Origin of the sequence: Microbacterium sp. Root322 (assembly GCF_001425645.1) — a bacterium.
In the GTDB taxonomy this organism is placed as follows: Bacteria; Actinomycetota; Actinomycetes; order Actinomycetales; family Microbacteriaceae; genus Microbacterium; species Microbacterium maritypicum.
This window is the reverse complement of sequence record NZ_LMCS01000003.1, coordinates 103,861-129,866: the sequence shown is the minus strand read 5'-3', so window position 1 is coordinate 129,866 and position 26,006 is coordinate 103,861. Positions and strand designations below refer to the sequence as shown.

Annotated in this window: 27 protein-coding genes; 16 read left to right on the top strand and 11 right to left on the bottom strand. The window is 68.8% G+C overall.

Going from position 1 to position 26,006, the window contains the following annotated elements; all coding sequences use genetic code 11:
• From ASC55_RS13015 to ASC55_RS13000, 4 genes are read left to right on the top strand one after another with little or no spacing between them, the layout of a single operon-like run.
• On the top strand, positions 1–786 hold the full coding sequence (locus tag ASC55_RS13015; RefSeq protein ID WP_055876420.1) for a HesA/MoeB/ThiF family protein: 786 nt from the start codon (positions 1–3) through the stop codon (positions 784–786).
• Complete coding sequence (locus tag ASC55_RS13010) at positions 783–2,018, top strand: molybdopterin molybdotransferase MoeA (protein WP_055876417.1); 1,236 nt, start codon at positions 783–785, stop codon at positions 2,016–2,018. The genes ASC55_RS13015 and ASC55_RS13010 overlap by 4 nt, the downstream gene beginning before the upstream one ends.
• Positions 2,015–2,509, top strand: a complete 495-nt coding sequence (moaC, locus tag ASC55_RS13005) for a cyclic pyranopterin monophosphate synthase MoaC (RefSeq protein ID WP_055876414.1) — start codon at positions 2,015–2,017, stop codon at positions 2,507–2,509. Before ASC55_RS13010 ends, moaC begins: the two co-directional genes overlap by 4 nt.
• A complete protein-coding gene (locus ASC55_RS13000; protein ID WP_055869296.1) occupies positions 2,506–2,739 on the top strand; it encodes a MoaD/ThiS family protein in 234 nt (77 codons plus the stop codon). Before moaC ends, ASC55_RS13000 begins: the two co-directional genes overlap by 4 nt.
• A gap of 117 nt (positions 2,740–2,856) precedes the next feature.
• Here ASC55_RS13000 and ASC55_RS12995 read toward each other — a convergent pair whose 3' ends face one another.
• The 6 genes from ASC55_RS12995 to ASC55_RS12970 all read right to left on the bottom strand — a co-directional run bounded on the left by ASC55_RS12995 (position 2,857) and on the right by ASC55_RS12970 (position 7,723).
• On the bottom strand, positions 2,857–3,291 hold the full coding sequence (locus ASC55_RS12995; RefSeq protein ID WP_017831259.1) for a molybdenum cofactor biosynthesis protein MoaE: 435 nt from the start codon (positions 3,289–3,291) through the stop codon (positions 2,857–2,859).
• A complete protein-coding gene (locus tag ASC55_RS12990) occupies positions 3,288–3,776 on the bottom strand; it encodes a MogA/MoaB family molybdenum cofactor biosynthesis protein (protein ID WP_055876411.1) in 489 nt (162 codons plus the stop codon). The genes ASC55_RS12995 and ASC55_RS12990 overlap by 4 nt, the downstream gene beginning before the upstream one ends.
• A gap of 41 nt (positions 3,777–3,817) precedes the next feature.
• Entirely contained in the window at positions 3,818–5,443 is a 1,626-nt protein-coding gene (locus tag ASC55_RS12985) for a molybdopterin-dependent oxidoreductase (RefSeq protein ID WP_055876408.1), read from the bottom strand.
• A gap of 96 nt (positions 5,444–5,539) precedes the next feature.
• Positions 5,540–5,827, bottom strand: a complete 288-nt coding sequence (locus ASC55_RS12980) for a hypothetical protein (protein WP_055876405.1) — start codon at positions 5,825–5,827, stop codon at positions 5,540–5,542.
• A 62-nt stretch (positions 5,828–5,889) separates the two neighbouring features.
• The gene (locus ASC55_RS12975; RefSeq protein ID WP_055869293.1) at positions 5,890–6,624 is read right to left on the bottom strand and encodes a GTP pyrophosphokinase; all 735 of its coding nucleotides are present in this window, start codon (positions 6,622–6,624) and stop codon (positions 5,890–5,892) included.
• A gap of 10 nt (positions 6,625–6,634) precedes the next feature.
• Complete coding sequence (locus ASC55_RS12970; protein WP_055876402.1) at positions 6,635–7,723, bottom strand: VanZ family protein; 1,089 nt, start codon at positions 7,721–7,723, stop codon at positions 6,635–6,637.
• An 83-nt stretch (positions 7,724–7,806) separates the two neighbouring features.
• Between ASC55_RS12970 and ASC55_RS12965 the strand changes: the two genes are divergently transcribed.
• Positions 7,807–9,927, top strand: coding sequence for an APC family permease (locus ASC55_RS12965; RefSeq protein ID WP_235563377.1), 2,121 nt, complete (start codon positions 7,807–7,809; stop codon positions 9,925–9,927).
• Between the two features lie 82 nt (positions 9,928–10,009).
• On the top strand, positions 10,010–10,138 hold the full coding sequence (locus ASC55_RS17795) for a hypothetical protein (RefSeq protein ID WP_268775993.1): 129 nt from the start codon (positions 10,010–10,012) through the stop codon (positions 10,136–10,138).
• 9 nt (positions 10,139–10,147) lie between these two features.
• Here the strand turns inward: ASC55_RS17795 and ASC55_RS12960 are convergent, their stop codons facing one another.
• A complete protein-coding gene (locus tag ASC55_RS12960) occupies positions 10,148–10,852 on the bottom strand; it encodes a DUF1361 domain-containing protein (protein WP_055876398.1) in 705 nt (234 codons plus the stop codon).
• A gap of 88 nt (positions 10,853–10,940) precedes the next feature.
• Here ASC55_RS12960 and ASC55_RS12955 point away from each other — a divergent pair, with 88 nt between their 5' ends.
• Together ASC55_RS12955 and ASC55_RS12950 are read left to right on the top strand one after the other, a co-directional pair.
• Positions 10,941–11,588: a DsbA family oxidoreductase gene (locus ASC55_RS12955; protein WP_055876395.1), complete on the top strand. Its 648-nt coding sequence runs from the start codon at positions 10,941–10,943 to the stop codon at positions 11,586–11,588.
• A gap of 161 nt (positions 11,589–11,749) precedes the next feature.
• Positions 11,750–12,625 carry an NmrA family NAD(P)-binding protein gene (locus ASC55_RS12950; RefSeq protein ID WP_055876392.1) on the top strand — a complete coding sequence of 292 codons (876 nt, stop codon included), beginning with the start codon at positions 11,750–11,752 and terminating at the stop codon, positions 12,623–12,625.
• A 78-nt stretch (positions 12,626–12,703) separates the two neighbouring features.
• Here the strand turns inward: ASC55_RS12950 and ASC55_RS12945 are convergent, their stop codons facing one another.
• Together ASC55_RS12945 and ASC55_RS12940 are read right to left on the bottom strand one after the other, a co-directional pair.
• The gene (locus ASC55_RS12945) at positions 12,704–13,729 is read right to left on the bottom strand and encodes an NADP-dependent oxidoreductase (RefSeq protein ID WP_055877854.1); all 1,026 of its coding nucleotides are present in this window, start codon (positions 13,727–13,729) and stop codon (positions 12,704–12,706) included.
• Between the two features lie 74 nt (positions 13,730–13,803).
• On the bottom strand, positions 13,804–14,205 hold the full coding sequence (locus tag ASC55_RS12940) for a nuclear transport factor 2 family protein (protein WP_055876389.1): 402 nt from the start codon (positions 14,203–14,205) through the stop codon (positions 13,804–13,806).
• Positions 14,206–14,583: 378 nt separating this feature from the next.
• Here ASC55_RS12940 and ASC55_RS17590 point away from each other — a divergent pair, with 378 nt between their 5' ends.
• Both ASC55_RS17590 and ASC55_RS12930 read left to right on the top strand, forming a co-directional pair.
• The gene (locus ASC55_RS17590) at positions 14,584–15,087 is read left to right on the top strand and encodes a MarR family winged helix-turn-helix transcriptional regulator (RefSeq protein ID WP_055876386.1); all 504 of its coding nucleotides are present in this window, start codon (positions 14,584–14,586) and stop codon (positions 15,085–15,087) included.
• Between the two features lie 306 nt (positions 15,088–15,393).
• Complete coding sequence (locus ASC55_RS12930) at positions 15,394–15,909, top strand: nuclear transport factor 2 family protein (protein ID WP_055876383.1); 516 nt, start codon at positions 15,394–15,396, stop codon at positions 15,907–15,909.
• Between the two features lie 88 nt (positions 15,910–15,997).
• Here the strand turns inward: ASC55_RS12930 and ASC55_RS12925 are convergent, their stop codons facing one another.
• The gene (locus tag ASC55_RS12925; RefSeq protein WP_055876380.1) at positions 15,998–17,161 is read right to left on the bottom strand and encodes an SLC13 family permease; all 1,164 of its coding nucleotides are present in this window, start codon (positions 17,159–17,161) and stop codon (positions 15,998–16,000) included.
• Positions 17,162–17,367: 206 nt separating this feature from the next.
• Between ASC55_RS12925 and ASC55_RS12920 the strand changes: the two genes are divergently transcribed.
• Genes ASC55_RS12920 through ASC55_RS12895 form a run of 6 tightly spaced genes read left to right on the top strand, consistent with a single transcriptional unit; the run spans position 17,368 to position 25,131 of the window.
• On the top strand, positions 17,368–17,457 hold the full coding sequence (locus ASC55_RS12920) for a potassium-transporting ATPase subunit F (RefSeq protein WP_017201862.1): 90 nt from the start codon (positions 17,368–17,370) through the stop codon (positions 17,455–17,457).
• A complete protein-coding gene (gene kdpA, locus ASC55_RS12915) occupies positions 17,457–19,136 on the top strand; it encodes a potassium-transporting ATPase subunit KdpA (protein WP_055876377.1) in 1,680 nt (559 codons plus the stop codon). The genes ASC55_RS12920 and kdpA overlap by 1 nt, the downstream gene beginning before the upstream one ends.
• 2 nt (positions 19,137–19,138) lie before the next feature.
• Positions 19,139–21,280, top strand: coding sequence for a potassium-transporting ATPase subunit KdpB (kdpB, locus tag ASC55_RS12910; RefSeq protein ID WP_055876374.1), 2,142 nt, complete (start codon positions 19,139–19,141; stop codon positions 21,278–21,280).
• Between the two features lie 25 nt (positions 21,281–21,305).
• Entirely contained in the window at positions 21,306–21,908 is a 603-nt protein-coding gene (gene kdpC, locus ASC55_RS12905) for a potassium-transporting ATPase subunit KdpC (protein WP_017831248.1), read from the top strand.
• Positions 21,905–24,463: an ATP-binding protein gene (locus ASC55_RS12900; protein WP_055876373.1), complete on the top strand. Its 2,559-nt coding sequence runs from the start codon at positions 21,905–21,907 to the stop codon at positions 24,461–24,463. The genes kdpC and ASC55_RS12900 overlap by 4 nt, the downstream gene beginning before the upstream one ends.
• Positions 24,460–25,131 (top strand): response regulator, encoded by a 672-nt coding sequence (locus ASC55_RS12895; RefSeq protein WP_017831246.1) that lies wholly within the window; start codon positions 24,460–24,462, stop codon positions 25,129–25,131. The genes ASC55_RS12900 and ASC55_RS12895 overlap by 4 nt, the downstream gene beginning before the upstream one ends.
• Here the strand turns inward: ASC55_RS12895 and ASC55_RS12890 are convergent.
• Entirely contained in the window at positions 25,113–25,916 is an 804-nt protein-coding gene (locus ASC55_RS12890) for a tryptophan-rich sensory protein (RefSeq protein ID WP_055876370.1), read from the bottom strand. The genes ASC55_RS12895 and ASC55_RS12890 overlap by 19 nt on opposite strands.
• Positions 25,917–26,006: the final 90 nt, after the last annotated feature.

Below are 26,006 nucleotides of genomic sequence, written 5' to 3'. Positions count from 1 at the left end.
ATGCAGCCCCTCGTCGCCCCCGTCGCCGCGCTGGACCCCGAAGAACTCGTCCGCACGGCCCGGCACGCGGTGCTCTCCGGCATCGGCGAAGAAGGTCAGCGCCGCCTCAACGCCGCGCATGTCACAATCATCGGCGCGGGAGGGCTCGGCTCCCCCGTGCTGCTCGCCCTGGCCGCCGCGGGAATCGGCACCATCACGGTGATCGACGACGACATAGTGGAGCTCACCAACCTGCAGCGCCAGCTGGCGCACCGGGTGGAGGACATCGGAGCGTTGAAGACCGCATCCGCCGCGCGCGCCATCACCGCCCTCGCTCCGCAGACCGTGGTGACCCAGGTGCCCGGACGCCTCGACGCCGGCAACGCCGAACGCCTGCTCGCCGGCGCCGATGTGGTGGTCGACACGAGCGATTCGTTCGCGACCCGCCGCGATGTGGCCGCGGCGGCCGAAGCGCTCGGACTCCCGCTCGTGTGGGGTGCCGTGCAGGAGTGGCATGCGCAGGCCACGGTGTTCTGGTCGGACCCGCCGGAGGGGGAGCCGGTGGTGCTCGCCGACCTCTTCCCGCTGGGCACCGAGGGCGAGCCGCCCAGCTGCGCTCAGGTCGGTGTTCTCGGAGCCCTGTGTGTGCAGGTCGGCGGGCTGCTGGCGGGCGAGGTGATCAAGCTCCTGAGCGGTGCCGGCGAACCGCTGCTCGGTCGGCTCGCGATGATCGATGCGCTCACCTCCCGCCAGCACGAGATACCGATCCGTCCGGCATCCGCGGCGACGAGGGCGGTGCGCGCATGACCGGCCGCCGCACGGTCGAGGAGCAGCTCGCCCGTGTGCTCGATGCCGTCCGCCTGATCGAGAGCGAGGCGCGTCCGGTGGCTGATGCTGCAGGGCGCACCCTCGCCGCTCCCGCAGCCGCCGCCCACGACATCCCCCTGTTCGACAACTCCGCGATGGACGGCTTCGCCGTGCGCGGCGCCGATGTCGCTGAGGCCTCCGAGGAGAACCCGGTCACTCTGCGCGTGGTCGCCGACCTCCCCGCGGGCGTCGACCTCGACCCCCCGCTCGGCGTGGGCGAAGCCGCCCGCATCATGACCGGATCCCCCACCCCCACCGACGCCGACGTAATCGTGCCGTTCGAGGACACGGCCGGTGGCCTCGCCGACTCGCTCGACGAGGTGAGGGTGTTGCGCGCTCCGGCGAAGCCCGGGGTGTTCGTGCGCCGACGCGGGGCCGACCTGCACGCAGGCGACGAGGTCGTGCACGCCGGCGAGCGCCTGGGTCCTTTCCAGCTGGCCGCCGCGGTCGCCGCCGGGGTCGCCGAGGTCTCGGTGACGCGAGCTCCGCGCGTGGCGGTGGTGTCGACCGGGAGCGAACTGCTCGCACCGGGGGAATCCCCCACCCGCGGGCGCATCCCCGACTCCAACGGACCGCTGCTCGAACAACTGGTCTCCGAGGCCGATGCCGAGGTGGTGCTGGTCGCGCGCGTTCCGGACGAGGCGGGCGCCGTCAGGGCGGTGACCGCCGAAGCCCTCGCCCTCGGCGCCGATGTGATCGTGTTCACCGGCGGGGTGAGCGCGGGGGCCTACGAGCCCGTGCGCGGGGCCTTCGACGGCGGCGGACAGGTCGAGTTCAGCGCGGTCGCCATGCAGCCCGGCAAGCCGCAGGCCTTCGGAGTGCTCGATGACGGGTGCCTGGTGTTCGGCCTGCCGGGGAACCCCGTGAGCGTGGCGGTGTCGTTCGAGGTGTTCGTGCGCCCCGCCCTGCTCGCGATGCAGGGGCGCGCCCTGATCCACCGCCCTCGTGCGCCGTTCACCGCCGACGCATCGTGGACGCCGCCCCCGGGACGTCGCCAGTACCTGCCGGCCGTGGTCGACCTCGCCGCGCGCACCGTGCGTCCGGCGACCGCCGGCGGATCGGGATCCCATCTCGCCGGCGGACTCGCCCGTGCGCACGCGTTCGCGATCGTGCCGGCCGAGGTCGAGACCGTCGCCGTGGGCGATGTGATCGATGTCATGCTGGTCGGATGAGCTTTCCCCACCTTGACGCCGGCGGCCGCGCGCACATGGTCGATGTGACCGCGAAGCAGCCGACCGTCCGCACCGCGACCGCCCGCGGTTTCGTGCGCTGCAGCACCGACGTGATCGCCGCCCTCCGCGACGGCACCGTACCGAAGGGCGACGTGCTCGCCGTGGCGCGCATCGCCGGTATCCAGGCGGCCAAGTCCACGCCTTCCCTGCTGCCGCTCGCGCACGTGATCGGGGTGCACCGCGCGAGCGTCGAGCTCGACATCGTCGACGACGGCGTTCGCATCGAGGCGACCGTGGGCACCGCAGATCGCACCGGGGTGGAGATGGAGGCTCTCACCGCCGTCTCGGTCACCGCTCTGGCGGTCGTCGACATGATCAAGGGCGTCGACCGCGCGGTCGTGATCGAAGACGTGCGCATCGTGGCGAAGTCGGGAGGGCGCTCGGGCGACTGGGTGCGCCCCGGAGAAGCCGCCCCCGGAGAAGCCCGATGACGCGGGTGCGCTACTTCGCCGCCGCCGCAGAGGCCGCGGGGACGGGCGAGGAGGAGCGCGGCGAACGTTCCCTCCTGGCTCTGCGGACCGCCGTCGTGGCTGAGCATCCGGCTCTCGCCGACATCCTGCCGCGCTGCGCGGTGCTCGTCGACGGGGTGCGCACCGACGGCGACATCGCCCTCGACGACGCCGAGCTCATCGACGTGCTCCCGCCCTTCGCGGGCGGCTGACAGCGCACCACGTGCATGACCGCCGGCCACCTGCATGATCGCCGGCCGGCGTTTCCTCCTGCATACGGCAAAACCTCATGCAGGTGACGTGTCGAGTACGGCGATGGTGCGAGGGGCTCAGCCGCCGATGCCCTTCCACGACGACGTCCCGTCGACCTCGAGCTGACGCTTCCACACCGGCAGGTCTGCCTTGATCGCCTCGATGACGGCCCGGCACACCTCGAACGCCTCGGCGCGGTGCTCGGAGGCGACCGCGATCACGACGGCCGCATCGCCGACGTCGAGGCGTCCGATGCGATGGCTCACGGCCACTACGGCGGGGGCCTCCGCTCCGGCACCGGCCTCCTGGGCGATCCTTCGCAGTGCCGCCTCCGCATCGGGGTGCGCGCTGTACTCCAGTCCGACCACGGGCGTCTCGGCGTCGGGGTCGTTGTCGCGCACGCGACCGACGAAGGTCGTCACCGCTCCCAGCCGGGGATCTTCGACCGCCGCCAGGTGTGCATCCAGATCGAGTCGCGCTTCCGATACCGCTGCTATTCGCACGTCGTTCATGAGTGGTCTCCGCCCTCCACTTGATCCAGGATGTGCGCGGCGACGCCGAGCACCACGGGTACGCCGGAGGCGACAGCGCGGGTCGAGCCGGGCAGGTTCACCACGAGCATGCCCGCCGGGTCGACGATGCCGGCGAGCCCGCGCGACAGCACGGACAGCGGGGTGTCGGCGAGGCCGCGACGACGCAGCTCCTCGGCGATGCCGGGAAGCTCGCGGGTGATCACACGCCGTGTCCCCTCGGGTGTCAGATCACGAGGGCCGATGCCCGTCCCACCGGTGGTCACGACCAGGCGGATGCCACGTGCGGCGGCTCGGCGCAGGGCATCCGCCACCGACCCCGCACCGTCGGCGATGACCTCGGCGTCGGGGCAGTGCCACCCTGCCTCACGCAGCAGCCCCACGGCGATCGGGCCTCCCCGATCCTCGCGTTCTCCGGAGAACGAGCGGTCCGAGACGGTGATCACGAGTGCGGGGAACGGGCCCATGGCTCCCACCATAGGCCCGAGCGGGTGACCGCGCACGGGTCTCAGTTGACCCGGATGAGCGAACGCTGCCAGCCCGACGATCCGTTCGGCGCGATGGGTGCCCGCTCCTGGATCTGCAGGTCGCCGTTCTTGTTCACCGCGCGCACCGCGACATAGTGCGTGCCCGGTGTGGCATCCCACTCCATGAACCACTGCACCCAGGTGTCGTCGTTGATCGGCGCCGACAGGGTGGCCTGAACCCAGTCGCCGTCGTCGATGCTCACCTCCACGCGCTCGATGCCGACCGACTGCGCCCAGGCGACTCCAGCGATCGGGATCTTCCCCGCCGCCACCGCCTCGCCGATCTTGGGGGTGTCGACGCGAGAGGCGAACTTGATCGGCGCCTCGGCGCTGTAGCCACGCGGCGTCCAGTACGCCTCATCCTGGGCGAACGTCGTCACCTTGAGCTCCGTGAGCCACTTGGTCGCCGACACGTACCCGTAGAGTCCGGGAACCACCATCCGCACAGGGAAACCGTGCTCGAGCGGGAGCGGTTCACCGTTCATCCCGACGGCGAGAATCGCATCGAGGTCGTCATCGGTGAGTGCCGACAGCGGCGTGCTCGCGGTGTAGCCGTCGACGCTGCGCGAGAGCACCATGTCGGCGCCGGACTTCACACCCGCCTTCTTGAGCACGTCGCGCAACGGCACCCCGAGCCACTTCGCGTTCCCGACGAGCTCGCCGCCGACCTCGTTCGACACGCACGTGAGCGTGATGGCGTACTCGTCGAGGCCCATGTCGAGGATGTCCTGGAAGCTCATCTCCACACGCTGGTCGACCATGCCGTCGATCACCAGACGCCAGGTGTCCGGATCGATCGAGGGAACCGTGAGGGCCGTGTCGACGCGGTAGAAGTCCTTGTTCGGGGTGAACAGCTTGCTGAGCCCGGGGATGTCGAGCTCGGCGCCGTCCGGCACCGTGACCGTCGTGCGGGGAGAGGGCAGCTTGAGCGCGCTCCTGATCGCCTCCACCGATGACACGGCCATGCTCACCGTGCGAGCCGTGATGCCCACCACCAGCGCGGATGCTCCGGCGAGAGCGGCGAGGACGAAGAAGCGGCGCCTGTCGATCCCCGGCCGCGCAGGTTCCGCAGCGGCGAGGTCGGCACCGGTCTCAGCGGCGTCCGCGGACACCGTGTCGTCGTTCTCGTCCCCCGGCGTTCCGACCACGGATGCCCTCCACCCGCGCAGGCGCCGGCACAGGAGAACGAGGACGAACGACCCCGCGACGGTTCCGAGCACCGGCGGAAGGAAGGCGAGCGGGGTCACCGCGGCGCGGGTCACGATCGCCGCGGTCGAGAGCACGCCCGCGATCACCAGAGCGATCACGCCGAGCGGCGGACGCACCAGCTGCAGGATGCCGGCGATCGCCGAGGCGATGAACACCGCGAGACCGAGGCCGGCCAGCAGCGCGATCTTGTCGTATTCGCCGAAGGTGGCGATCGCGAACTCCTTGAAGGGCTGCGGCACGATGTCGATCACGAACCCGCCGACCGCGAGGATCGGACTGGCCGCGCGCGCGAAGAGCAGCGCGAACAGCTCGGCCGTCGCGAGGAAGACGCCACCGCCGATCACGCCCGCGAGGGCGGCCCAGACGAGGAATCTCTTGCCACTGCGGCGCTGCACCATGATCGTCTCCTGTTCCACCGGGTCCGGTGTGATCCCCCGTTGTTCGGAGCCGAGGCGCGATCGGATGTGAGGATCGGCGGAAGACGCTCCCGCAGGTCAGAGACGCCGCACGGTGATGGCCTCGCGTCCCTGGAACTGCCGCAGCGTGCGCATGCAACGGGAGCACAGGATCTCGACCCGACGCGGGTGGCCCTCGCCGCACACGCAGTCGACCGTGACGCGCCACTTCGCCTTGCGCCCGCACGGCTGGTAGCCGTCGTCGTCGCCGTGGTCGCACTCGCACCGCTGCCGTTCACGGTCGACTCCCGCGAGTTGGTCGATCTTCGCGACTTCGTCGACGTCGGTGTCGGCCTCGACGGCCTCGGCTTCCTGCGTTCTCCCCACCAGCCGATGCTCCCAGGACCTCGGCTGCGCGCGCAACACGCTCTCGCGCGGGCGCGCCCCGGTCAGACCCCGACCACCCGTGGATCGGTGGGAGCGTCCGGGATCGCCGGCGGCGCGGGAGGGGGAGCCGGGGCGAGCTGGCGCTGCGGCACCCCGTGCGCCTCGCGGTGCAGTCGCTCCATGCGGCTGTCGAGTTCGGCGGCGGCATCCGCGGCATCCGAGAGGCTGTCGACGAGGTGCGAGGGCACCTGGTTCGAGAACTTGTAGTAGATCTTGTGCTCGAGGCTCGCCCAGAAGTCCATCGCTATCGTGCGGAACTGCACTTCCACCGGCACCGAGAGCGCACCGGTCGACAGGAACACGGGCACCTCGATGATCGCGTGCAGGCTCTTGTAGCCGTTGGCCTTGGGGTGGGCGATGTAGTCCTTGACCGTGCGCACGGTGACGTCGTCCTGCGCGGTGAGCAGGTCGAACAGTCGGTAGACGTCGGCGACGAAGCTGCAGGTCACGCGCACACCGGCGATGTCGGTGATCTCTGCGCGGATGCGGTCGAAGTCGGGCTCGTCGATACCCTTGCGGGCGATCTTCTCGACGATGCTGTCGGGCGACTTCAGCCGACTCTTCACGTGCTCGATGGGGTTGTACGCGTGGTCGTGCGTGAACTCGTCGCGCAGGATCGAGATCTTCGTCTCGACCTCGCGCATCCCGAACTCGTACTCGCGCAGGAACCGCTGCAGCTCGTCTCGCAGCACGCGGGCCTGGTTGATCGTGTCCTCGGTGACGTGAACAGTCGTCATGCCCTCGACGTTACGGCGTCGTGATCGGAAACCGCTGTGGATCCCTGATGTCCGCGCGGGCGTCGACGAGATGCTGACCGGAGAGGACGCCGGGAAGCCCGCGCCCGAAGCGGGTGGTGAACAGCATCACGATCGCGACGAGGATCAGGAGCGACGAGGCGAGATCGAAGAGTCCCCCCAGCAGTGCGAGCGCGCTGAGCCCGCCGATGCCGCCCGTCCACCGCAGGAGCCGGGCGAACGGTGCCGGCAGGGGTGAGCCCGTGTACCGCAGCTGCACGGCGATGTCACCGATCGAGCGCCCACTGATCAGGATCAGCACCAGGAAGAGGGCCGAAGGGACGATGGTTCCCGCGGCGGACGCGAGGCCGCCGTCGAGCACCGCTGCGCGGTCGTCGGCCACGAACTGCAGCCACAGCTGCACGGTCACACTGACGCCCACGCTCAGGAACCCGAAGGCGAGGCCATCGCACAGCATCGCGAGGGCCCGGCGACCGCGGGTGACGGGACGCGGGAGGTCAGCGTCGGGGCTCGCCTTCGCGCCGCGCAGCGCCCTCGGGACGAGGAGGGCCACTGTGCACCCGACGACGGCGCCCAGCGTGTTCGTCATGAGGTCGCCCACGTCGAAGAAGCGGTACGCGCACGGGTAGACGCCCCACACACCGGTCAGCTGCGTGGTCTCGACCAGCAACGACAGACCGAAGCCTGCGGCCAGCGCGGTCAGGATGCCGCGGCCGGCGAGCACGCGGACGAAGAAGCCGAGCGGCACGAACAGCACCACGTTGAACACCAGTTGCAGCAGGGCCGGGTGCCGCAGCGGGTTCCCTGGCGCCGCGAGGGCCTTCTGCACGTCGCGCACGACCGACATCGGATCGGTGATCGCCCCCACGCAGCGGATCGTGTCGGGGTCGGGCAGCGGAAGCAGGGTGTAGGTCCAGATGGCCCAGAAGTAGATGAGGGCCGCGAGCCAGAGCAGCGTGCGCCCGAAGCCGAGTCGCCCGCGCCGCCGGTAGCTGACCGCCACGAACGGCACGAACAGAAGGATGCCGAAAGCCACCCCCACCGCGATCGCGATGAATCCGAGCAACACTTGATCTTCCACCGCGTGCCAGTGTAGCCGCGCCCGTAAGGATTGCGTGAGGACCGCACATCCCACCGTAGGGATTCCGTGAGGATCGCGTGAGGATGCCATCAGGAGGCGTAGTGTCGCCCGACGTGCCAGACGAAAACAGGGAGGCCGCGGACGCACCGCCGCGCGCCAAGCGCATCCTCATCGGAGAACCGCTGACGAGTCAGCAGGTCGACGACCAGCTGCTCCCGAAGCGCATGGCTCTGCCGATCTTCGCATCCGATGCCCTCAGCTCGGTGGCTTACGCCCCGCAGGAGCTGGTGATGATCCTGCTGATCGGCGGGCTCACCTTCCTGTCGTTCACGCCACTCGTCGCGATCGCCGTCGTCGTGCTGCTTGTCGTGGTCGTGCTCAGCTACCGCCAGCTCATCAAGGCCTATCCGTCGGGCGGTGGCGACTACGAGGTCGCGTCGAAGAACCTCGGCGAGATCCCCGGTGTGATCGTGGCCGCGGCACTCCTGGTCGACTACGTGCTGACCGTGGCCGTGTCGGTCGCCTCCGGTGTCGACAACATCATCTCGGCCGTGCCGGGGCTCGACCCCTTCCGCATCGAGCTCGCCGTCGGCTTCGTGGTGCTCATCATCGTCGTGAACCTGCGCGGGGTGCGCGAGGCCTCCTTGGTCTTCGCGATCCCGACGTACGTGTTCATCGGCTCGGTCGGCGTCATGATCGTGACCGGCCTGATCCGCACCTTCCTGGGCGACGCCCCCGTGGCCTCGAGCGCCGAGTTCTCGGTGCAGGCCGAGAGCCTCGGGCAGGCGGCCGTGATCCTGCTGATCCTGCGCGCGTTCTCGAGCGGATGCTCCGCCCTCACCGGCGTCGAGGCCGTGTCGAACGGGGTCCCCGCGTTCCGCGCTCCGAAGGTGCGCAACGCCCAGTCGACCCTCGTGCTGATGGGCTCGATCGCCATCTGCCTCTTCGCCGGGCTCACCGCCCTCGCCCTCATCACCGGTGTGCACTACGCCGAGAACCCCTGCGACCTCGTCGGGTTCGACTGCACGAATCCGCAGCCCTCCCTGATGGCCCAGATCGCCGCAGCGACCTTCGGCGGCGGCAGCATCGCGTTCTTCATCGTGCAGGCGGCGACCGCGTGCGTGCTCCTGCTCGCCGCGAACACCGCGTTCAACGGCTTCCCGCTGCTGGGGGCCGTGCTCGCCCGCGACGGCTACGCTCCGAAGTCGCTCAACACCCGTGGCGACCGCCTCGTGTTCTCGAACGGCATGATCCTGCTGGGCATCGCGGCGATCGCGGTGCTCGTGATCTTCCAGGCGAAGCTGACCACGCTGATCCAGCTGTACATCATCGGCGTGTTCGTCTCGTTCTCACTCGGACAGATCGGCATGGTGCGGCACTGGCGACGCGTGCTTCGCGGACCGGTCGAGGACACGAAGGACTCGGGAGTCGACGGCACCTCGGCATCCGATCGCCGCTCGGCGAAGGTCGGGCTCATCATCAACTCGGCCGGCGCTGTGATGACCGTGCTCGTGCTGGTCATCGTGACGATCACCAAGTTCACGCACGGCGCGTATCTGGTGTTCTTCGCGATCCCGATCCTCGCCTTCCTGATGTTGGGCGTGAAGCGGTACTACCGCGACGTCGAGCACGAGATCGCGATCGACGACACCACCCGGTTCGGTGCGACGGGCGACCTCGCCATCGTTCTCGTCAATCGACTGCAGAAGCCGGTCGTGAAGGCCATCGACTACGCGATCGCGGCCAAGCACGGCAAGACCCTGGCGGTGCACGTGGCGGTGGCCTCCGACGATGCGGCACATCTGCAGAAGGACTGGGCCGACCACCTCGTGCCGATCCCGCTCGTGATCGTCGAATCCCCGTACCGCTCGTTCGCGCAACCGGTCACCCAGTTCATCAAGCAGTACCGCGAGAAGCACGGCTCGTCCGTCGTCACCGTGTACCTGCCGCAGTACATCGTGGGCCACTGGTGGGAGTCGTTCCTGCACAACCGTCGCGCCCGCCGTCTCGCCAACCAGCTGATGCTCGTGCATGGCGTGTCGATCACCCTCGTGCCGTGGCTGCTCGACTCGTCGGAGCTCATCTACGGCCGCCGCTCACGCCCGTTGCCCGGGCAGGAGCGCGCCGGTCGTCCTGTGGTCGTGAACGGCCGACGCGCGCACCGTCCTGCCGGCCCGCCGCAGGACGGCGCCCCCGAGGCCTGAGTCCGCGTCGTCCCCCGCCCCCTTCCGGATCTCGCGTTCGAATCTCCGTGAACCCGATGGTCGGGATCGCGCAATACAGAGTGTGAGCATCCACGACGAATCGATCTTCCGCCCCGCCCTCGACCCGGCGTCCGTCTCGCTGCCGCCGACAGCCCAGGTCGATCTCACCTGGCTGTGGACCGACCTCGGAACGAAGCCCGACCGGCATTGAGCGAGGCGGTCAGCGCAGAGCCTCGAGGTTGAGGAGGTTCTCGACGATGGGCCCCGCGACCACGGTGTAGATCAACGCGAGGAAGATCGCGTATGTCGCGGTGAAGCCGATCGCAGCGCCTCGCGTCGTGCGGGTGCGGAAGTGCTCACCGACGCGACTCAGCAGTGCGCCCGGGTGCCGGATGTCCCAACTGTTCACGCGGATGTAGCGCCCCAGGTACATGCCGAACGCGATCGCCACCAGGACGCCCCCGACGGCGACGAGCGATGGCCATCTCGTGAAGGCACCGGCCTGATCTCCGAAGAACTGCAGGGCGAAGATCGTGTGCGCGAGGAACACGTTGACCACGGTGTTGATGACCCCCGACATCGCGAGCGAGATGACGAGAATGATGTCGTACCACAGCGGCACGGGGTCGTCGGCCTTGCGATGAGACTGGTTGAGCTCTGTGATCAGGTAGCTGGCGTTGGGCAGCATGAGCAGCCAGGCCACACCTCCCACGACCAGCGCTGCCACGCTGAGCGGCGGAGCCACCACGACAAGCGCGACAGAGACCGCCATCACCACCGCGAGGATCAGAACGGGGACGATCGACAAGAAGATGTTCCAGAGCATCGGCCGGTACAGCCGGGTGCCGTAGACCCGCGCCCGGAGCAGCACGAGCACCGTCGCGTAGATGTTCAGCCCCAGAGAACCCACGAAGAGAATGACCACCTGACGGAGCGTACCTGAAAAGCCCTTATCGTCCGAGTTCGGATAGTATGGATCCATACAATCCGAAGACGAAGAGAGCGATGGCGTGATGAAGGTCGAGATGTGGGCAGATGTCGTCTGCTCGTGGTGCGGTATCGCCAACGAGCGGATCAACGCGGCGATCGAGCAATTCGCGCATGGTCGCGAGACCGAGCTCCAGCACAAGTCGTTCCGACTTCTCCCCGAGCTGCCCGAGGGCACCGGGTGGGAGTTCACCGAGTTCATGTCGAGGCAACGAGGCGCAACGGAACAAGAGGCGACGGAGATGGCTCGCCGCATCGAGGACATCGCCCACGCCGACGGCATCGAGGCCTATCACGTGGCCGGCAACACCATCGGCAACACGACGCTCGCGCATGAGTTCCTGGCATGGGCGACATCGAAGGGAAAGCACCGAGAGGCGTGGGACCTCGTCTTCCGCGAGAAGTTCGGCAACAGGGTGGAGATCTGGACGAGCGAGCAGCTCGCGGCGTTCGCTGAACCCCTGGGTCTCGATGCGCAGGAAGCCCGGGAGGCGCTGGATGAGCGTCGGTTCCGCAGCAACGTCGAAGCCGACCATGCCGAACTGACCGCGCTCGGCTCCGGAGGCGTTCCGTTCGTGGTGATCGACCGCACCTACGCGCTCTCCGGCGCGAAACCCGTGAGCACGATCGTCGCGGCCCTCGAACAGGCATGGAACGAAAGGGCATCCGCATGAGCGCATCGCAGAGACCACTCCTGCGGCCTTTCGACGGTGAAGATGAAGCCGGCGGCGAGGAGATGTGCACCCCGCAGGGTTGTGCGCTTCCCGTGGTCGGAACCGTGTCGAACCCCTCAGAGCCTCGCCTCACCGAGTCCGCCGCCCGAGAGGAGGCCTAGATGCTGATGGTCACGGGTGCCACCGGCCAGCTCGGGCGGGGCGTCGTCTCACACCTGCGCCGATCGAACCTCGAGGGGAACTTCACGATCCTGGCGCGCGATGCCGCGAAGGCTGCACGGTTCGTCGACGTGCCCGTTCGGCTGGCCGACTTCGACGACCCCGCCTCGCTCCCTCCAGCCTTCGCTGGCGTCAGCACTCTCCTGCTCATCTCGACGATGTCGATGAATCGAGCGCACCAGCAACGCCAGGTGGTCGATGCGGCCGTCGCGGCAGGCGTCGAGCACATCGTCTACACCGGCCTCGCCATCCGCGACATCGCGTCCTCCGGAGTGCGGGACATCATGAGCAGTCACTTCGAGACCGAAGATCACATCACGGCGAGCGGGGTGGGGTACACCTTCCTGCGCAACACCATGTATGCCGAGGCGATCCGGGATATCGTCAGCCCGGCTCTGCGAGACGGTTCGTTCTCGTTGCCCGGCGGGGCAGGACGCGTGCCGTACGTGCTGCGTGCCGAGCTGGCTGAGGCGGCCGCGAACGTCCTCATCGACGGCGGCCACGAGAACAGGACCTACACTCTCACCGCCGACCGCTCCTGGTCGTACGCCGAGGTGGCATCGGCCCTCTCAGAACTCGTGAGCAGCCCTGTCGAGTATCGCGACGTCTCCGCGGACGAGTTCACCTCGATGCTCGCGGGAACCGGCATGCCCGAGTTCGCGAGACACCTCACCGCAGGGACGGTGGCCGATATCAAGGACGGCCAGTATGAGGTCGTGTCATCGGACCTGACCGCACTGCTCGGGCGCCGCCCTCGCGGGCTCCCGGCGATGCTGTCCGAGTTGTACCAGGGTGCTCTCGCCGAGAGCGGCGTCTGAGAAGCGCGGGAGAAGCACACCAGAAGGGCCGAGCCTCTGACGCGGTCAGCAGCTCGGCCCTTCTCCTGTGAGCAGGTGTCACACCCGAACGACCATCTTCCCGGTGTTCTCTCCGCGCATCATCGCCAGGAATGCATCGAACATCCCGTCGAAGCCCTCTCGAATCGTCTCGCGGTGCCGAAGCGTGCCCTCGGCGATCCAGCCCGAGGCCTCCGTCAGGAAGCGCTCGCGCAGATCCATCTCCTCCGACACCATGAACGCGAGAATCCGCGAACGCGTGATGGAGAGGTGCCAGAGGTTTCGCGGCCCGACCACGGCTTCGTCGTTGTACTGCGAGAGCATGCCGGCGAGCACGAAACGCGCATGCACGCGCAACGCCCCGATCCCGGCTTCCATCGCCTCGCCTCCGACGTTGTCGAACACGACATCCACCCCGTCGGGCGCCAGCTCGGCGAGCTGATCCGCGATCGGCGCAGTCTTGTAGTTGAAGGCGGCGTCGAAACCGAAGACCTCGACGAGCTCGCGCACCTTCTCATCGCTGCCGGCGCTTCCGATCACGCGCTCTGCACCGCGGAGCTTCGCGATCTGGCCTGCGACGCTGCCCACCGCGCCGGCGGCTCCCGACACGTAGACGGTCTCGCCGCCCGAGATCTCGGCGAACCGTTCGATCCCCACGTAGGCGGTCAGCCCCGGAATTCCGAGAACCCCCAGGTATGCGGGCAGGGGAGCCGCGTCCGGGTCCACCGGAAAAGCCGTGTCGGCATCGAGCACGGCATGCTCGCGCCATCCGAGCACATGGAAGACGTGGTCTCCCACGACGAAGTCGTCCGATCGCGATGCGATGACTCTGCCAATGGCAGGTCCGTCCATCGGCGCGCCCACGTCGAACGGAGGCATGTACGACTTCTTGTCGCTCATGCGTCCGCGCATGTAGGGGTCCACCGACAGGTATTCGTTCTCCACGAGGATCTGCCCGTCCTGGAGGTCGGGGAGCGCGAGGACCTGAAGGGCGACGTCGTCCGTCGTGGGTCGCCCCTCCGGGCGGCTCACCAGGGACCATGCCCTGGTCGAGGTGGGCAGGGGTTCGGCAGCGTTGTTGCTCATGGCTTCTTCCGTCACGGATGTCTGGATCATCATCAGAGGAGAGGTGGTGGGCCGCAGCCCACCACCGAGATCATCTATTCCGTGATGACGTTGTAGTCGCTCTCCGGAGCGGAGGTCGCGTACTCCTCCATGCGGGCGATCAGACCTTCACGGAAGGTGTAGACCTGCACCCACTTCTGGGTGAAGTCGCCCTCGGCGTTGCTCATCGTGAACTTCTCGCGGCCGAACACGGCGACGACATCGCCCTCCTGCACCATGCTGAGCACTTCGAACTGCTCGACCGACATGGTCGTGAAGTTGATCTCGAAGAACTTGGTGACCGCGGCCTTGCCCTCGAAACGCATGGACGGCAGCTTCTGGGTGCCGTGGTGGATCCAGACCGAGTCATCGGTGACGGTCGCTGCCGCGGCGTGCGCGTCCTGCGCTGCGAAGGCTGCGAACATGCGATCCAGTACGGACTTCTCTGGGGTGCTCATGATGAATTCCTTCCTGGACGACGACTGTCGGATCTCGACCGCCGCCCATTTATTGAACGATACGAGATGATCTTATCTCGGATAATCTGCAGGGGCTCGGCCCGGGAAGGACGGGAAGTGGGCCTGGATTCAGGCGATGCCTCTCCTGCGCGCGCAACGGAGCGCGGAAAGGTCCGCGGAATGCGCTCACCGTCACGGCGCCCGAAGGGATCCGTGGTCACGTCGGCAGAGCTCCTCCAGTCCCCACACCGGAGGAGCCCTGTCACGTCGGCAGGGTTTCTCCGGCCCCCACACGGGAGGAACCCTGCGGCCCGACGCAGGATGATGCTTTGCACGGACCAAGATCATCTTACAACAGATGATCCTGGGAGGTCTGATATGCCTGAGTACAATGAGGACGTGCTCCCCGACATCGATCTCTCCACACCCTCGATCGCGCCGTGCGCGACCATCGAGGGTCCGGAGGGCGCGGCGCTCGTCTGGATGTTGCGTCAGTCCGAACGCGCCCTGACGGCGACGTTCGATGAAGCCTGTCGCTCGGTCGGGCTTCGAGATGTGCGCGACACCCTCGTCCTCTCCGTCGCAGGAGACGGAGCAGGACATACCCAGACGGAGATCGCTCAGATCGTCGGTCTGGACAAGACCACCCTCGGCGGCATCATCGATCGCCTCGAGAACGACGGCCTCCTCGTGCGCACCGCGCACCCTTCGAACCGCAAGGTGCGCATCCCCACCACCACGCCGGCCGGAGCCGAGGTCCTGTCCGAGGCGAATCAGCTCGGACAGGAAGCGGTGGAGACCCTCATGTCGAGCTTCAGCGCCCCGGAGATCGCGGACCTCCGCTCCTTCCTCTGGCGCATCTCGTCCTCGCCGACCCCGTAGCCGACCGATCAGCCGCGTGCGAGATCTCAGCGCAGGCTGACATATCGGACCAGACAAGATCATCCGCAGTAAGATGATCCTCACCGCTGCACACGCTTCATCGCGCAGTCGGCACTCCTGTGTGGAGACAGGGATCCCCGTTGACCGTCCCGCTCAGACTCGACAGGCCATCGGGAGAATGGGCGAACTCACCGAAACCGAACGGCAGGTAGTTGTGGTGCTCGATCTCGCAAGACCGGTGGTGCTGTGTCGATGGGGGTCACCCGAGGGGATCATGGCTCTTCGAGCTCGCCGGGGGACATCCGCATGAACGACTGGTTGCAGACCTGGATGGATGCCGGGGAGAGCGGTGATGCGGAGCGCGCCCGCGCTGCTCTCGCCGATGACGTGGTGCTCGTGTCACCGGTGACCGATCAGTTCGTCTTCGAGGGCGCGGAGAGCGTGGTCGATCTGCTTCGTGACGTGTTCGACGTCATCACCGAGATCACCTACACCAGAGTGGAGCGAATCCCGTCCGGCGCGATCCTGTTCGCTGAGGCGCGGATAGGCGACGTCCGACTCAACGAAGCGCAGTTCATCGACCTGGATGCCGAAACCGGGCGCATATCGAAGCTCACGCTGTTCTTCCGCCCCCTGCCCGCGGCGACGAAGTTCCTTCGTGGGCTCGGACCCGCCGTCGCGAGACGACAGGGACACGACGGGACCGCGCGACTGCTCAGGGCGACCGGCGCATTTCTCGACTCCGTGGCTGCGACAGGAGACCGCACCTTCGTTCCGATGGCGGCACCGGGCCGAAGCGGAGACGTGAAAGACGGGGACTAGCGCCGAAGCGCTCCGGGACACGACGGCATCGGATGGGCTCGAGCCTGTCGGATGCGAGAGCCAGGCCCGCTCGAACTCCGCCGCGTCGCTAGCCCGAGACCAGCATCAGCACGAGCACGGCGGCGAGCACGGTCGGCACCGCGGCCACCGCGCCCCACAGCATGAAGCGGCTCCATCGGATCGTCACGCCCAGCGCCACGACCCGGTGGTGCCAGAGCAGTGTCGCCAGCGAGGCCCAGGGCGTGATGAGCGGGCCGAGGTTCACCCCGATCAGCAACGCCATCAGGGCGACGGGATCGCCTGCTGCGGGCTCGAGCACGAGATAAGCCGGAAGATTGTTGATCGCGTTGGCGCTCACGGCCCCGAGTGCGGCGAGCCGGAACAGGTCGCCGGCAGAATCGCCGTTCGCGGTCGGCGAGGTCAGGAAGTCGAGGAGCCCCTGCGCGTGCGCGGCCTCCACGAGCACGAACAGTGATGCGGCGAGCGCGAGCGCCTGCCACGGGACCAGCGAGAGCCGCAGGGCGCGCCGCCTCCGTACCGCGAACAGGCCGATCAGCGCGAGGGCGGCGACCGTGGCCGGGATCCAGACGTCATGGGTGAGGGCGAGCAGTGGCATCAGCACGAGGAGGATGCCGGTGGCGCTCCAGAACAGCGTCGGATCGGCGGGTCTGCGCGGCACCGGCGTCTCGTACGCACCGAAGACGGTACGCCGATGCATGATCGTGAGGATCGCGACGGGAACGAGGATGCCGACCAGCGTGGGCGCCCAGCTGAGAGCGAGGAACGCCCCCGGCCCGTCGCCGATCGCGGGGGCGGCGAGCAGGTTGGTGAGGTTCGACACCGGGAGCGCGAGGGATGCCGTGTTGGCGAGCCAGACGGTCGCCAACGCGAACGGGAGGGGTGAGACGCCGATGCTCTGCGCCAAGACGACCACGACAGGGGTGACGATCACCGCTGTCGTGTCGAGCGACAAGAACACCGTGCTCACCACGGCGAGCGCGACCACCAGCGCCCACAGAGCCAGCACCCGCCCCCGGCCCCAGCGGGCGAGCCGCTGCGAGACCACGTCGAAGACCGCCGCGTCGCGGGCGAGCTCGGCGACGATCGTGATGGCGACGACGAACCCCAGCACGGGGGCTATCCGTGTGCCGAGAGCCCCGGCATCGGCGCGCGGCAGGAGCCCGCTGACCACGCAGACGAGCGCGACGACGACCAGTCCGGCGACGATCCACGTCCCGGCCCCGATCCTCATCCTTCTGATTCCCACTTCGTGAGCATAGGGCTCGATCGTGAGCAACCCGCATGCATCTGCTCGGAGGGCGTAGGGGAAGCGTGAGGATCGCCGTGACGGGAGCCGTGCGGGAGTTGTATCGGATCCGTGCTCGACATCATCTACATCGCGCTGACTCTTGCGCTGTTCGCCCTCGTGTCCCTGGTGGCCAAGGGGGTGGAGCGGCTGTGATCGTCTTCGAGATCCTCGCCGCCGCCCTCGCGGTCGCCGCCGTCGTCTACCTCGTGGTCGCGCTCGTCGCGCCGGAGAGGTTCTGATGGACGCGTCGATCTGGTTCGGCATCCTGCAGCTCACGGCCGTCGTGGTCGTGCTCGTGCTCCTCTACCGCCCTCTCGGCGACTACATCGCCCATGTCTTCACCTCGGCGCGCGACCTGCGGGTCGAGCGCGGCGTGTACCGACTCATCGGCGTCGACTCCTCATCCGAGCAGACCTGGCGCGCCTACGCCCGCGGCGTGCTCACGTTCTCGGTCATCGGCGTCCTCCTCGTCTACGGCCTGCAGAGGCTGCAGGCGTTCCTGCCGCAGTCCCTCGGACTCCCGGCGGTGCCGGAGGGTCTGTCGTTCAACACCGCCGCCTCGTTCGTGGCGAACACCAACTGGCAGTCCTACTCCCCCGAGCAGACCGTGGGCTACACCGTGCAGCTCGCGGGCCTCACGGTGCAGAACTTCGTCTCGGCAGCAGTCGGCATCACGATCGCGATCGCGCTGATCCGCGGTCTCGCCCGTCGCGGTTCGACCACCATCGGCAACTTCTGGGTCGACCTGATCCGCGGCCTCGGGCGCATCCTGCTGCCGATCGCCCTGATCGGCGCGGTGGCGCTGCTCGCCGGCGGCGTGATCCAGAACTTCGCCGGCTTCACCGACATCACCACCGTCTCCGGTGGCACCCAGACCATCCCCGGCGGTCCGGTCGCCTCGCAGGAGGCGATCAAGCTCCTGGGCACGAACGGCGGCGGCTTCTTCAACGCCAACTCCGCCCATCCCTTCGAGAACCCGACCGGCTTCACGAACCTGCTGCAGGTGCTCCTGATCCTCGTGATCCCGTTCTCCCTGCCCCGCGCCTTCGGGCGCATGGTCGGCGACCACCGCCAGGGCTACGCGATCGCCGCCGTGATGGGCACGATCTTCCTGGTGTCGACCTTCACGCTCTCGGCGCTCGAACTCGCCGGCCGCGGCACCGCACCCGAACTCGCCGGAGCGGCGATGGAGGGCAAGGAGGTGCGCTTCGGCATCCTGGGCTCGACGCTGTTCGGAAGCGCCAGCACCCTCACATCGACGGGTGCGGTCAACTCGATGCACGATTCGTACACAGCGCTCGGCGGGATGATGCCGATGCTGAACATGATGCTCGGCGAGGTCGCCCCCGGCGGCGTCGGCTCAGGCCTCTACGGCATGCTCGTGCTCGCGATCATCGCGGTGTTCGTCGGCGGACTGCTCGTCGGCCGCACCCCGGAGTACCTCGGCAAGCGGATCGGTCCGCGGGAGATCAAGCTCGCGAGCCTGTACATCCTGGTGACCCCGACACTCGTGCTGGTCGGCACCGCGCTGAGCTTCGCCGTTCCCGGCATCCGCGAAGACGTGGAGTCCACGAGCATCCTGAACCCGGGCGTGCACGGCATGAGCGAGGTGCTCTACGCGTTCACCTCGGCGTCGAACAACAACGGCTCCGCGTTCGCCGGACTCACCGCGAACACCCCGTGGTTCAACACCGCGCTCGGTATCGCGATGCTGCTCGGACGCTTCCTGCCGATCGTGCTCGTGCTGGCCCTGGCCGGCTCGTTCGCCGCACAGGAGCGCATCCCCGCCACATCCGGCACCCTGCCCACGCACCGACCGCAGTTCGTCGGCCTGCTCCTCGCCGTGACCGTCATCGTCACCGCGCTCACCTACTTCCCCGTGCTCGCACTGGGACCCCTCGCTGAAGGACTCGTCTGACCATGACCCTCATCACCACTCCCTCCGAACAGCAGGATGCCCCGGCATCCACCCCCGCAGAACCGCCACGCTCCTTCGGCTGGTCGCAGCTCGTGCAGGCCCTTCCCGGAGCCCTGCGCAAGCTCAACCCGGCAGCCCTGGTCCGAAACCCTGTCATGCTCCTGGTCTGGGTCGGCGCCGCCTTCACCACGGTGCTCGCGATCGCCGAGCCGTTCCTGGGCGGCCCGGCCGACTCGGGCGGCACCCCGGTTCCGGCGCCCTTCACCTGGGGCATCGCGATCTGGCTGTGGCTCACCGTGCTGTTCGCGAACGTCGCCGAATCCGTCGCCGAGGGCCGCGGAAAGGCCCAGGCCGCGAGCCTGCGCAAGACCCGAACCAGCACGATGGCCCGTCGGGTGGTCGGCTACGACAAGGCCGCAGACGCCGCAGCCGAGCGCACCGCCACCGCCCAGGTCTCGTCCGCCGAGCTGCAGCGCGACGACATCGTGATCGTCACCGCGGGCGAGCTGATCCCCGGAGACGGCGACATCGTCGCGGGTATCGCCACGGTCGACGAATCCGCCATCACGGGCGAGAGCGCCCCGGTGATCCGCGAATCCGGCGGCGACCGCAGCGCCGTGACCGGAGGCACCCGCGTGCTGTCCGACCGCATCGTGGTGCGCATCACCTCGAAGCCGGGCGAGACCTTCGTCGACCGCATGATCGCGCTCGTCGAGGGCGCGAGTCGTCAGCGCACCCCCAACGAGATCGCCCTGAACATCCTGCTCGCGAGCCTGTCGATCATCTTCGTGGTCGTGGTGCTGGCCCTGAACCCGATCGCCTCGTACGCTGCATCCCCCGTCAGCATCCCGGTGCTCATCGCCCTGCTCGTCTGCCTGATCCCGACCACCATCGGGGCGCTGCTGTCGGCGATCGGCATCGCGGGCATGGACCGCCTGGTGCAGCGCAACGTGCTCGCGATGTCGGGACGCGCGGTCGAAGCGGCAGGAGATGTCACCACGCTGCTGCTCGACAAGACCGGAACCATCACCTACGGCAACCGTCGTGCGCACGAGGTGCTGCCCCTTCCCGGCACCGATGCGGACGAACTCCTCCGCGTCGCGGCCCTGTCCTCCCTCGCGGACCCGACCCCCGAAGGCGCCTCGATCGTCGAGCTCGCCGCGGGACTGGGCATCCAGGTGACAGCACCGGATGACGCGGTGGTCGTCCCCTTCACGGCGCAGACGCGCATGTCGGGCCTCGACCTCAGCGACGGCACGCAGATCCGCAAGGGCGCCGGCTCCGCGGTGCGGGCCTGGCTCGGACTCGACGGCGACGACATCGAGCTCACGACGCGCACCGACTCGGTGGCCGAGAGCGGCGGCACCCCGCTCGTGGTCGCGGTGATGACGCCCGGTGCCCCCGGCCGCGTCCTCGGGGTGGTGCACCTCAAGGACATCGTCAAGGACGGCCTGCGCGAACGCTTCGAGGAGCTGCGCGCGATGGGCATCCGCACGGTCATGATCACGGGTGACAACCCGCTCACAGCGAAGGCGATCGCCGCCGAGGCCGGTGTCGACGACTTCCTCGCCGAGGCGACTCCCGAGGACAAGCTCGAGCTGATCCGCCACGAGCAGCAGGGCGGTCGGCTGGTCGCGATGACCGGCGACGGCACCAACGATGCCCCCGCTCTCGCGCAGGCCGACGTCGGTGTGGCGATGAACACCGGCACGTCGGCGGCGAAGGAGGCCGGCAACATGGTCGACCTCGACTCCGATCCGACCAAGCTGATCGACATCGTGCGCATCGGCAAGCAGCTGCTCATCACCCGCGGAGCTCTCACCACGTTCTCGCTCGCGAACGACATCGCGAAGTACTTCGCGATCATCCCCGCGATGTTCATGGGAGTCTTCCCCGGACTGGCGGCGCTCAACATCATGCAGCTGCATTCGCCGGCTTCCGCGGTGACCAGCGCGATCATCTTCAACGCGATCGTGATCGTCTTCCTGATCCCCCTCGCCCTGCGCGGAGTGAAGTACCGGCCGGCGAGCGCCTCGCAGATCCTGCAGCGCAACCTGCTGATCTACGGCCTCGGCGGCGTGATCGCCCCGTTCATCGGCATCAAGCTCATCGACCTCGTGATCAGCCTCATCCCGGGCTTCTGACCCGGCTCTGAAAAGGAATCCAGACATGTCCTCCACACGCACCGCGGCCCGCACCACCGGTGTCGCCGTCCGCGCGATGCTCGTCCTCACCCTCGTGCTCGGCGTCGGCTACACGCTGCTGGTCACCGGCATCGGCCAGCTGCTGCTCCCCTGGCAGGCGAACGGCTCCCCCCTCCCCGATGAGCGGGGCAGCTCGCTGATCGGCCAGTCCTTCACGGATGCCGACGGCGAAGCGCTCCCGCAGTACTTCCAGTCGCGTCCGTCCGCCGCGGGCGACGGCTACGACGGCGCCGGCTCCAGCGGCAGCAACCTCGGCCCGGAGAACGCCGACCTGGTGGCCTCGATCGAGGAGCGCAAGGCCGCGATCGCGGAGCGCGAGGGCGTCGACCCGTCGCAGGTGCCGGCCGATGCGGTCACCGCCTCGGCCTCGGGCCTGGACCCGCACATCAGCGTGGAGTACGCGCTGCTCCAGGTGCCGCGCGTGGCCGAGGCCCGCGGACTGTCCGCACAGGAGGTGCGCGACATCGTGGAGTCTAGGATTCAAGGGCGGGATCTGGGATTCCTCGGCGCGGAACGCATCAACGTCGCCGAGCTCAATCTCGCGCTCGATGAACGGGAGGGCGAATGACCGCAGCGCCGCTTCGTCGATCTCACGGCCACTCACGCCGGGGGCGGCTCCGAGTACTCCTCGGAGCCGCCCCCGGCGTGGGCAAGACCTACGAGATGCTCGCCGAGGGGCGTCGCATGCTCGACGAGGGTCACGACGTCGTGATCGCGATCGTGGAGACGCACGAGCGCGCCGCCACGCAGGCGCAGACCGCCGGGCTCCCCGAGGTGCCGCGGCGGGTCGATCTGCACCGGGGCATCGCCCTGACCGAGCTCGATGTCGACGCCGTGCTGGATCGGGCGCCCGAGATCGCCCTCGTGGACGAGCTGGCTCACACCAACGCCCCCGGATCGCGCAACGCGAAGCGCTGGCAGGACGTCGACGAGCTGCTGGACGCGGGCATCGACGTGATGACCACCGTCAACGTCCAGCACATCGAGTCGCTGAACGCCGTGGTCGAGAAGATCACCGGCATCGCGCAGCAGGAGACCATCCCGGACGCCGTGGTCCGCGCCGCCGACGAGATCGAGGTCGTCGACCTCGCCCCGCAGACCCTGCGCGATCGGCTCTCCGCCGGGTTCGTCTACCCGGCCGAGCGGATCGACGCCGCCCTGTCGAACTACTTCCGCCTCGGCAACCTCACCGCGCTGCGCGAGCTCGCCCTGCTCTGGCTCGCCGATGAGGTCGACAGCGCCCTGCGCAGCTACCGCGCCGAGCAGGGCATCGAGGGCACCTGGCAGGCCAGAGAACGCGTGGTCGTCGCCCTGACCGGCGGCCCCGAGGGCGAGACGCTGCTGCGCCGCGGCGCCAGGATCGCCGCGCGCTCCGCCGGCGGCGAGCTGCTCGCCGTGCACATCTCGGCACAGGACGGCCTGCGCGACGAGACTCCCGGCGCCCTCGCCGCGCAGCGCACGCTCGTGGAGTCGCTCGGCGGCACCTACCACCAGGTCGTCGGCGACGATATCCCGGCCACACTGGTCGAGTTCGCGCAGGGCGCCGATGCCACGCAACTCGTGATCGGCGTCAGCAGGCGCAGTCGGCTCACCGCCGCACTGACCGGCCCCGGCATCGGCTCGGAGGTCATCCGCCGCTCCGGCGACATCGACGTGCACATCGTCACCCACGCCGCGGCGGGTGGGCGGATGGTGCTCCCGCGCATCACCGGCGGCGCCCTGGGCTGGCGGCGGCAGCTGCTCGGCTTCGGCGTCGCCCTCCTCTTCGGGCCGATCCTCTCGTGGATCATGTTCACGTTCCGCAGCCCCGAGTCGATCACCGCCGAGGTTCTCGCGTATCAGCTGCTCGTCGTGGTCGTGGCCCTGATCGGCGGCATCCGCCCCGCGGTGTTCGCGGCGGTGCTCTCGGGCGTCACGCTCGACTTCCTCTTCGTCGCTCCGCTCTTCACGATCACGATCGCCCATCCGCTGCACGCGCTCGCCCTCTCGCTCTACGTCGTCATCGCGATCCTGGTCAGCATCATCGTCGACCAGGCCGCGCGTCGCGCCCGCACCGCCCAGCGCGCCGCGGCCGAAGCCGAGCTGCTCGCCGCGGTCGCCGGCAACGTGCTCCGCGGTGACAACGCCGTGCTGGCGCTGGTCAGCCGCACCAGGGAGGCGTTCGGCCTCAGCGGCGTGCGCCTGCTCGCACCCGACGGCGAGGTGCTCGCCAGCGACGGCGAACCCCTGGCCGACGGGCGTGCCACGACCATCCCTGTCGGTGTCGTCCCCGGCGGCGGACCCCGCGCGGTGCTGGAGCTGAACGGTGAGCCTCTCGCCGGACCCGAGCGTCGTCTGCTGGACGCGATCGTCGCCCAGTTGTCGGCCGCGATCGAGCACACCGACCTTCGTGCGACCGCGAGCGAGGCCGAGGCGCTGGCCGAGACCGATCAGGTGCGCAGCGCCCTGCTGTCGGCCGTCAGCCACGACCTCAGGCGCCCGCTCGCCTCGGCGGTCGCGGCCATCGGCGGCCTTCGCGGCTCCCACGGCCTGTCGGCATCCGATCGCGAGGAGCTGCTCGCCACCGCCGACGAGAGTCTGGCGACGCTGTCGACGCTGGTCACCGATCTGCTCGACGTGAGCCGCGTGCAGGCGGGCGTGCTCGCCGTGTCCTCGTCTCGGATGGATGCCGCCGGCTGCGTGCTCGCGGCCGTGGACGAACTGGGCCTCGGTCCGTCGGACGTCGAGCTCGCCCTCGACCCCGACCTGCCCCCGCTGCACGCCGACCCGGTGCTGCTCCTGCGCGTGCTGGTCAACGTGATCGCCAATGCGCACCGGCACTCCCCGGATGACACCCGGGTCATCGTGTCCACGAGCGCCCTCGGTGATCGGGCCGAGATCCGCATCATCGACCGCGGAGAAGGCGTCTCGCCTGAGCGGCGCGACCGCATCTTCCAGCCGTTCCAGCGATTCGGCGACACCGACAACACGACAGGACTCGGGCTCGGACTCGCCCTGTCGCGCGGGTTCACCGAGGGGATGGGCGGTACCCTGACACCCGAGGACACTCCTGGTGGAGGCCTCACCATGGTCATTTCCCTGCCGCTGGCTGCAGGACCCCGCGACACGGAGGGCACGGAGTGAAGCTCCTCATCGCCGACGACGACCCGCAGATGGTTCGAGCCCTGAGGATCACCCTGGCCGCGCACGGATACGAGGTGGTGGTGGCCCCCGACGGCGCCGCCGCGATCGCCGCCGCCGCGCAGACCCACCCCGACCTCATCATGCTCGACCTGGGCATGCCCCGACTCGACGGCATCGAGGTGATCCAGGCGCTGCGCGGGTGGACCAACGTGCCGATCATCGTGGTGTCCGGCCGCACGGGCTCGGCCGACAAGGTGGAGGCGCTCGACGCCGGAGCCGACGACTTCGTGACCAAGCCGTTCCAGGTCGACGAGCTGCTCGCACGTCTGCGCGCGCTCTCCCGTCGATCGATCCCGGCCAGTGGCGAATCGACCGTGGCATTCGGCGACGTGGTGGTCGACCTCGCGACCAAGACCGTGACCCGCGGCGGCGCGCGCGTGCACCTGACCCCGACCGAGTGGCGGATGCTCGAGCACCTGTCCCGGCATCCGGGGGCTCTGGTCACGCGCCAGGATCTGTTGAAGGAGATCTGGGGCAGCGAGCAGGTCTCCGACTCGGGCTACCTGCGCCTGTACATGTCGCAGCTGCGCAAGAAGCTCGAACAGGCGCCCGGTGCTCCCGTGCACCTGCTCACCGAAGCCGGGATGGGCTACCGACTGGTGCTCTGAGCCGCGGAACTCCTCCGACGGATAGCGGCGACGACGGCGACGAGCACCAGCACGACGGCCACGACGATCGCAGCGACGGCGGTCGGGGTACTCGCAGGCTCCCCCGTGAGCCTGCCCACGGCGAGCCAGGACAGACCCCAGGCCGTCGCGAGGGCCGGAGCGATGCGTCCGGTGACCCATGCCGCGGCTGCGCCGATCATCAGGACAACGGCCAGCACGGCGATCGCCCAGGCATCCGCCGCCTGCGCCCAGCTCTCGGGAGCGATCTGCGTGAGCCAGGCAGCCGTGTTCGCGACGGTCGCGATCGTGACCCAGCCGAAGTGCAGACCGTTCGCGCCGTCGGTGAGGATGCGATCGGCGAGGTTGCGTGCCGGGAAGCGTCCGAGCACCACGATCACCCGGGCGAGCACGGCCAGCAGCAGCGCGATCACGATGACCGTGAGCCACAGCGTGAGGTACTGCGCCGTCACCAGCCACAGGCCGTTCAGCACCATCGATGCGGCGATCCATCCGCCCACGGCCTGCTGGCGAGGATCCTGCCGCTGCGCCGGGAACGCCTGCCACACCGTGTAGGCGATCAAGCCGAGGTAGATGAGCGACCAGATCGAGAAGGCCGGTCCCGCCGGGGCGAGATACGACCCCTGCGCCGAGAGCGCGCCGTCCTGCAGGTCGTCGACGGATGTTCCACCGAAAGCTCCCGCCCCGATGGTGGCCGCGATCAGCATGAACGTCGCCGCGGAGATGATCAGCGTCTGGCGACCGATGCCCTTCGTGCGTGATTCCATGCGTCGAACGATACGGGGGCCGCGAGCGGAGCGCATCGGGGTTGACACCCGATCCCCGTTTCGCTAACCAGGTGAGGCAAATGCGCCTCT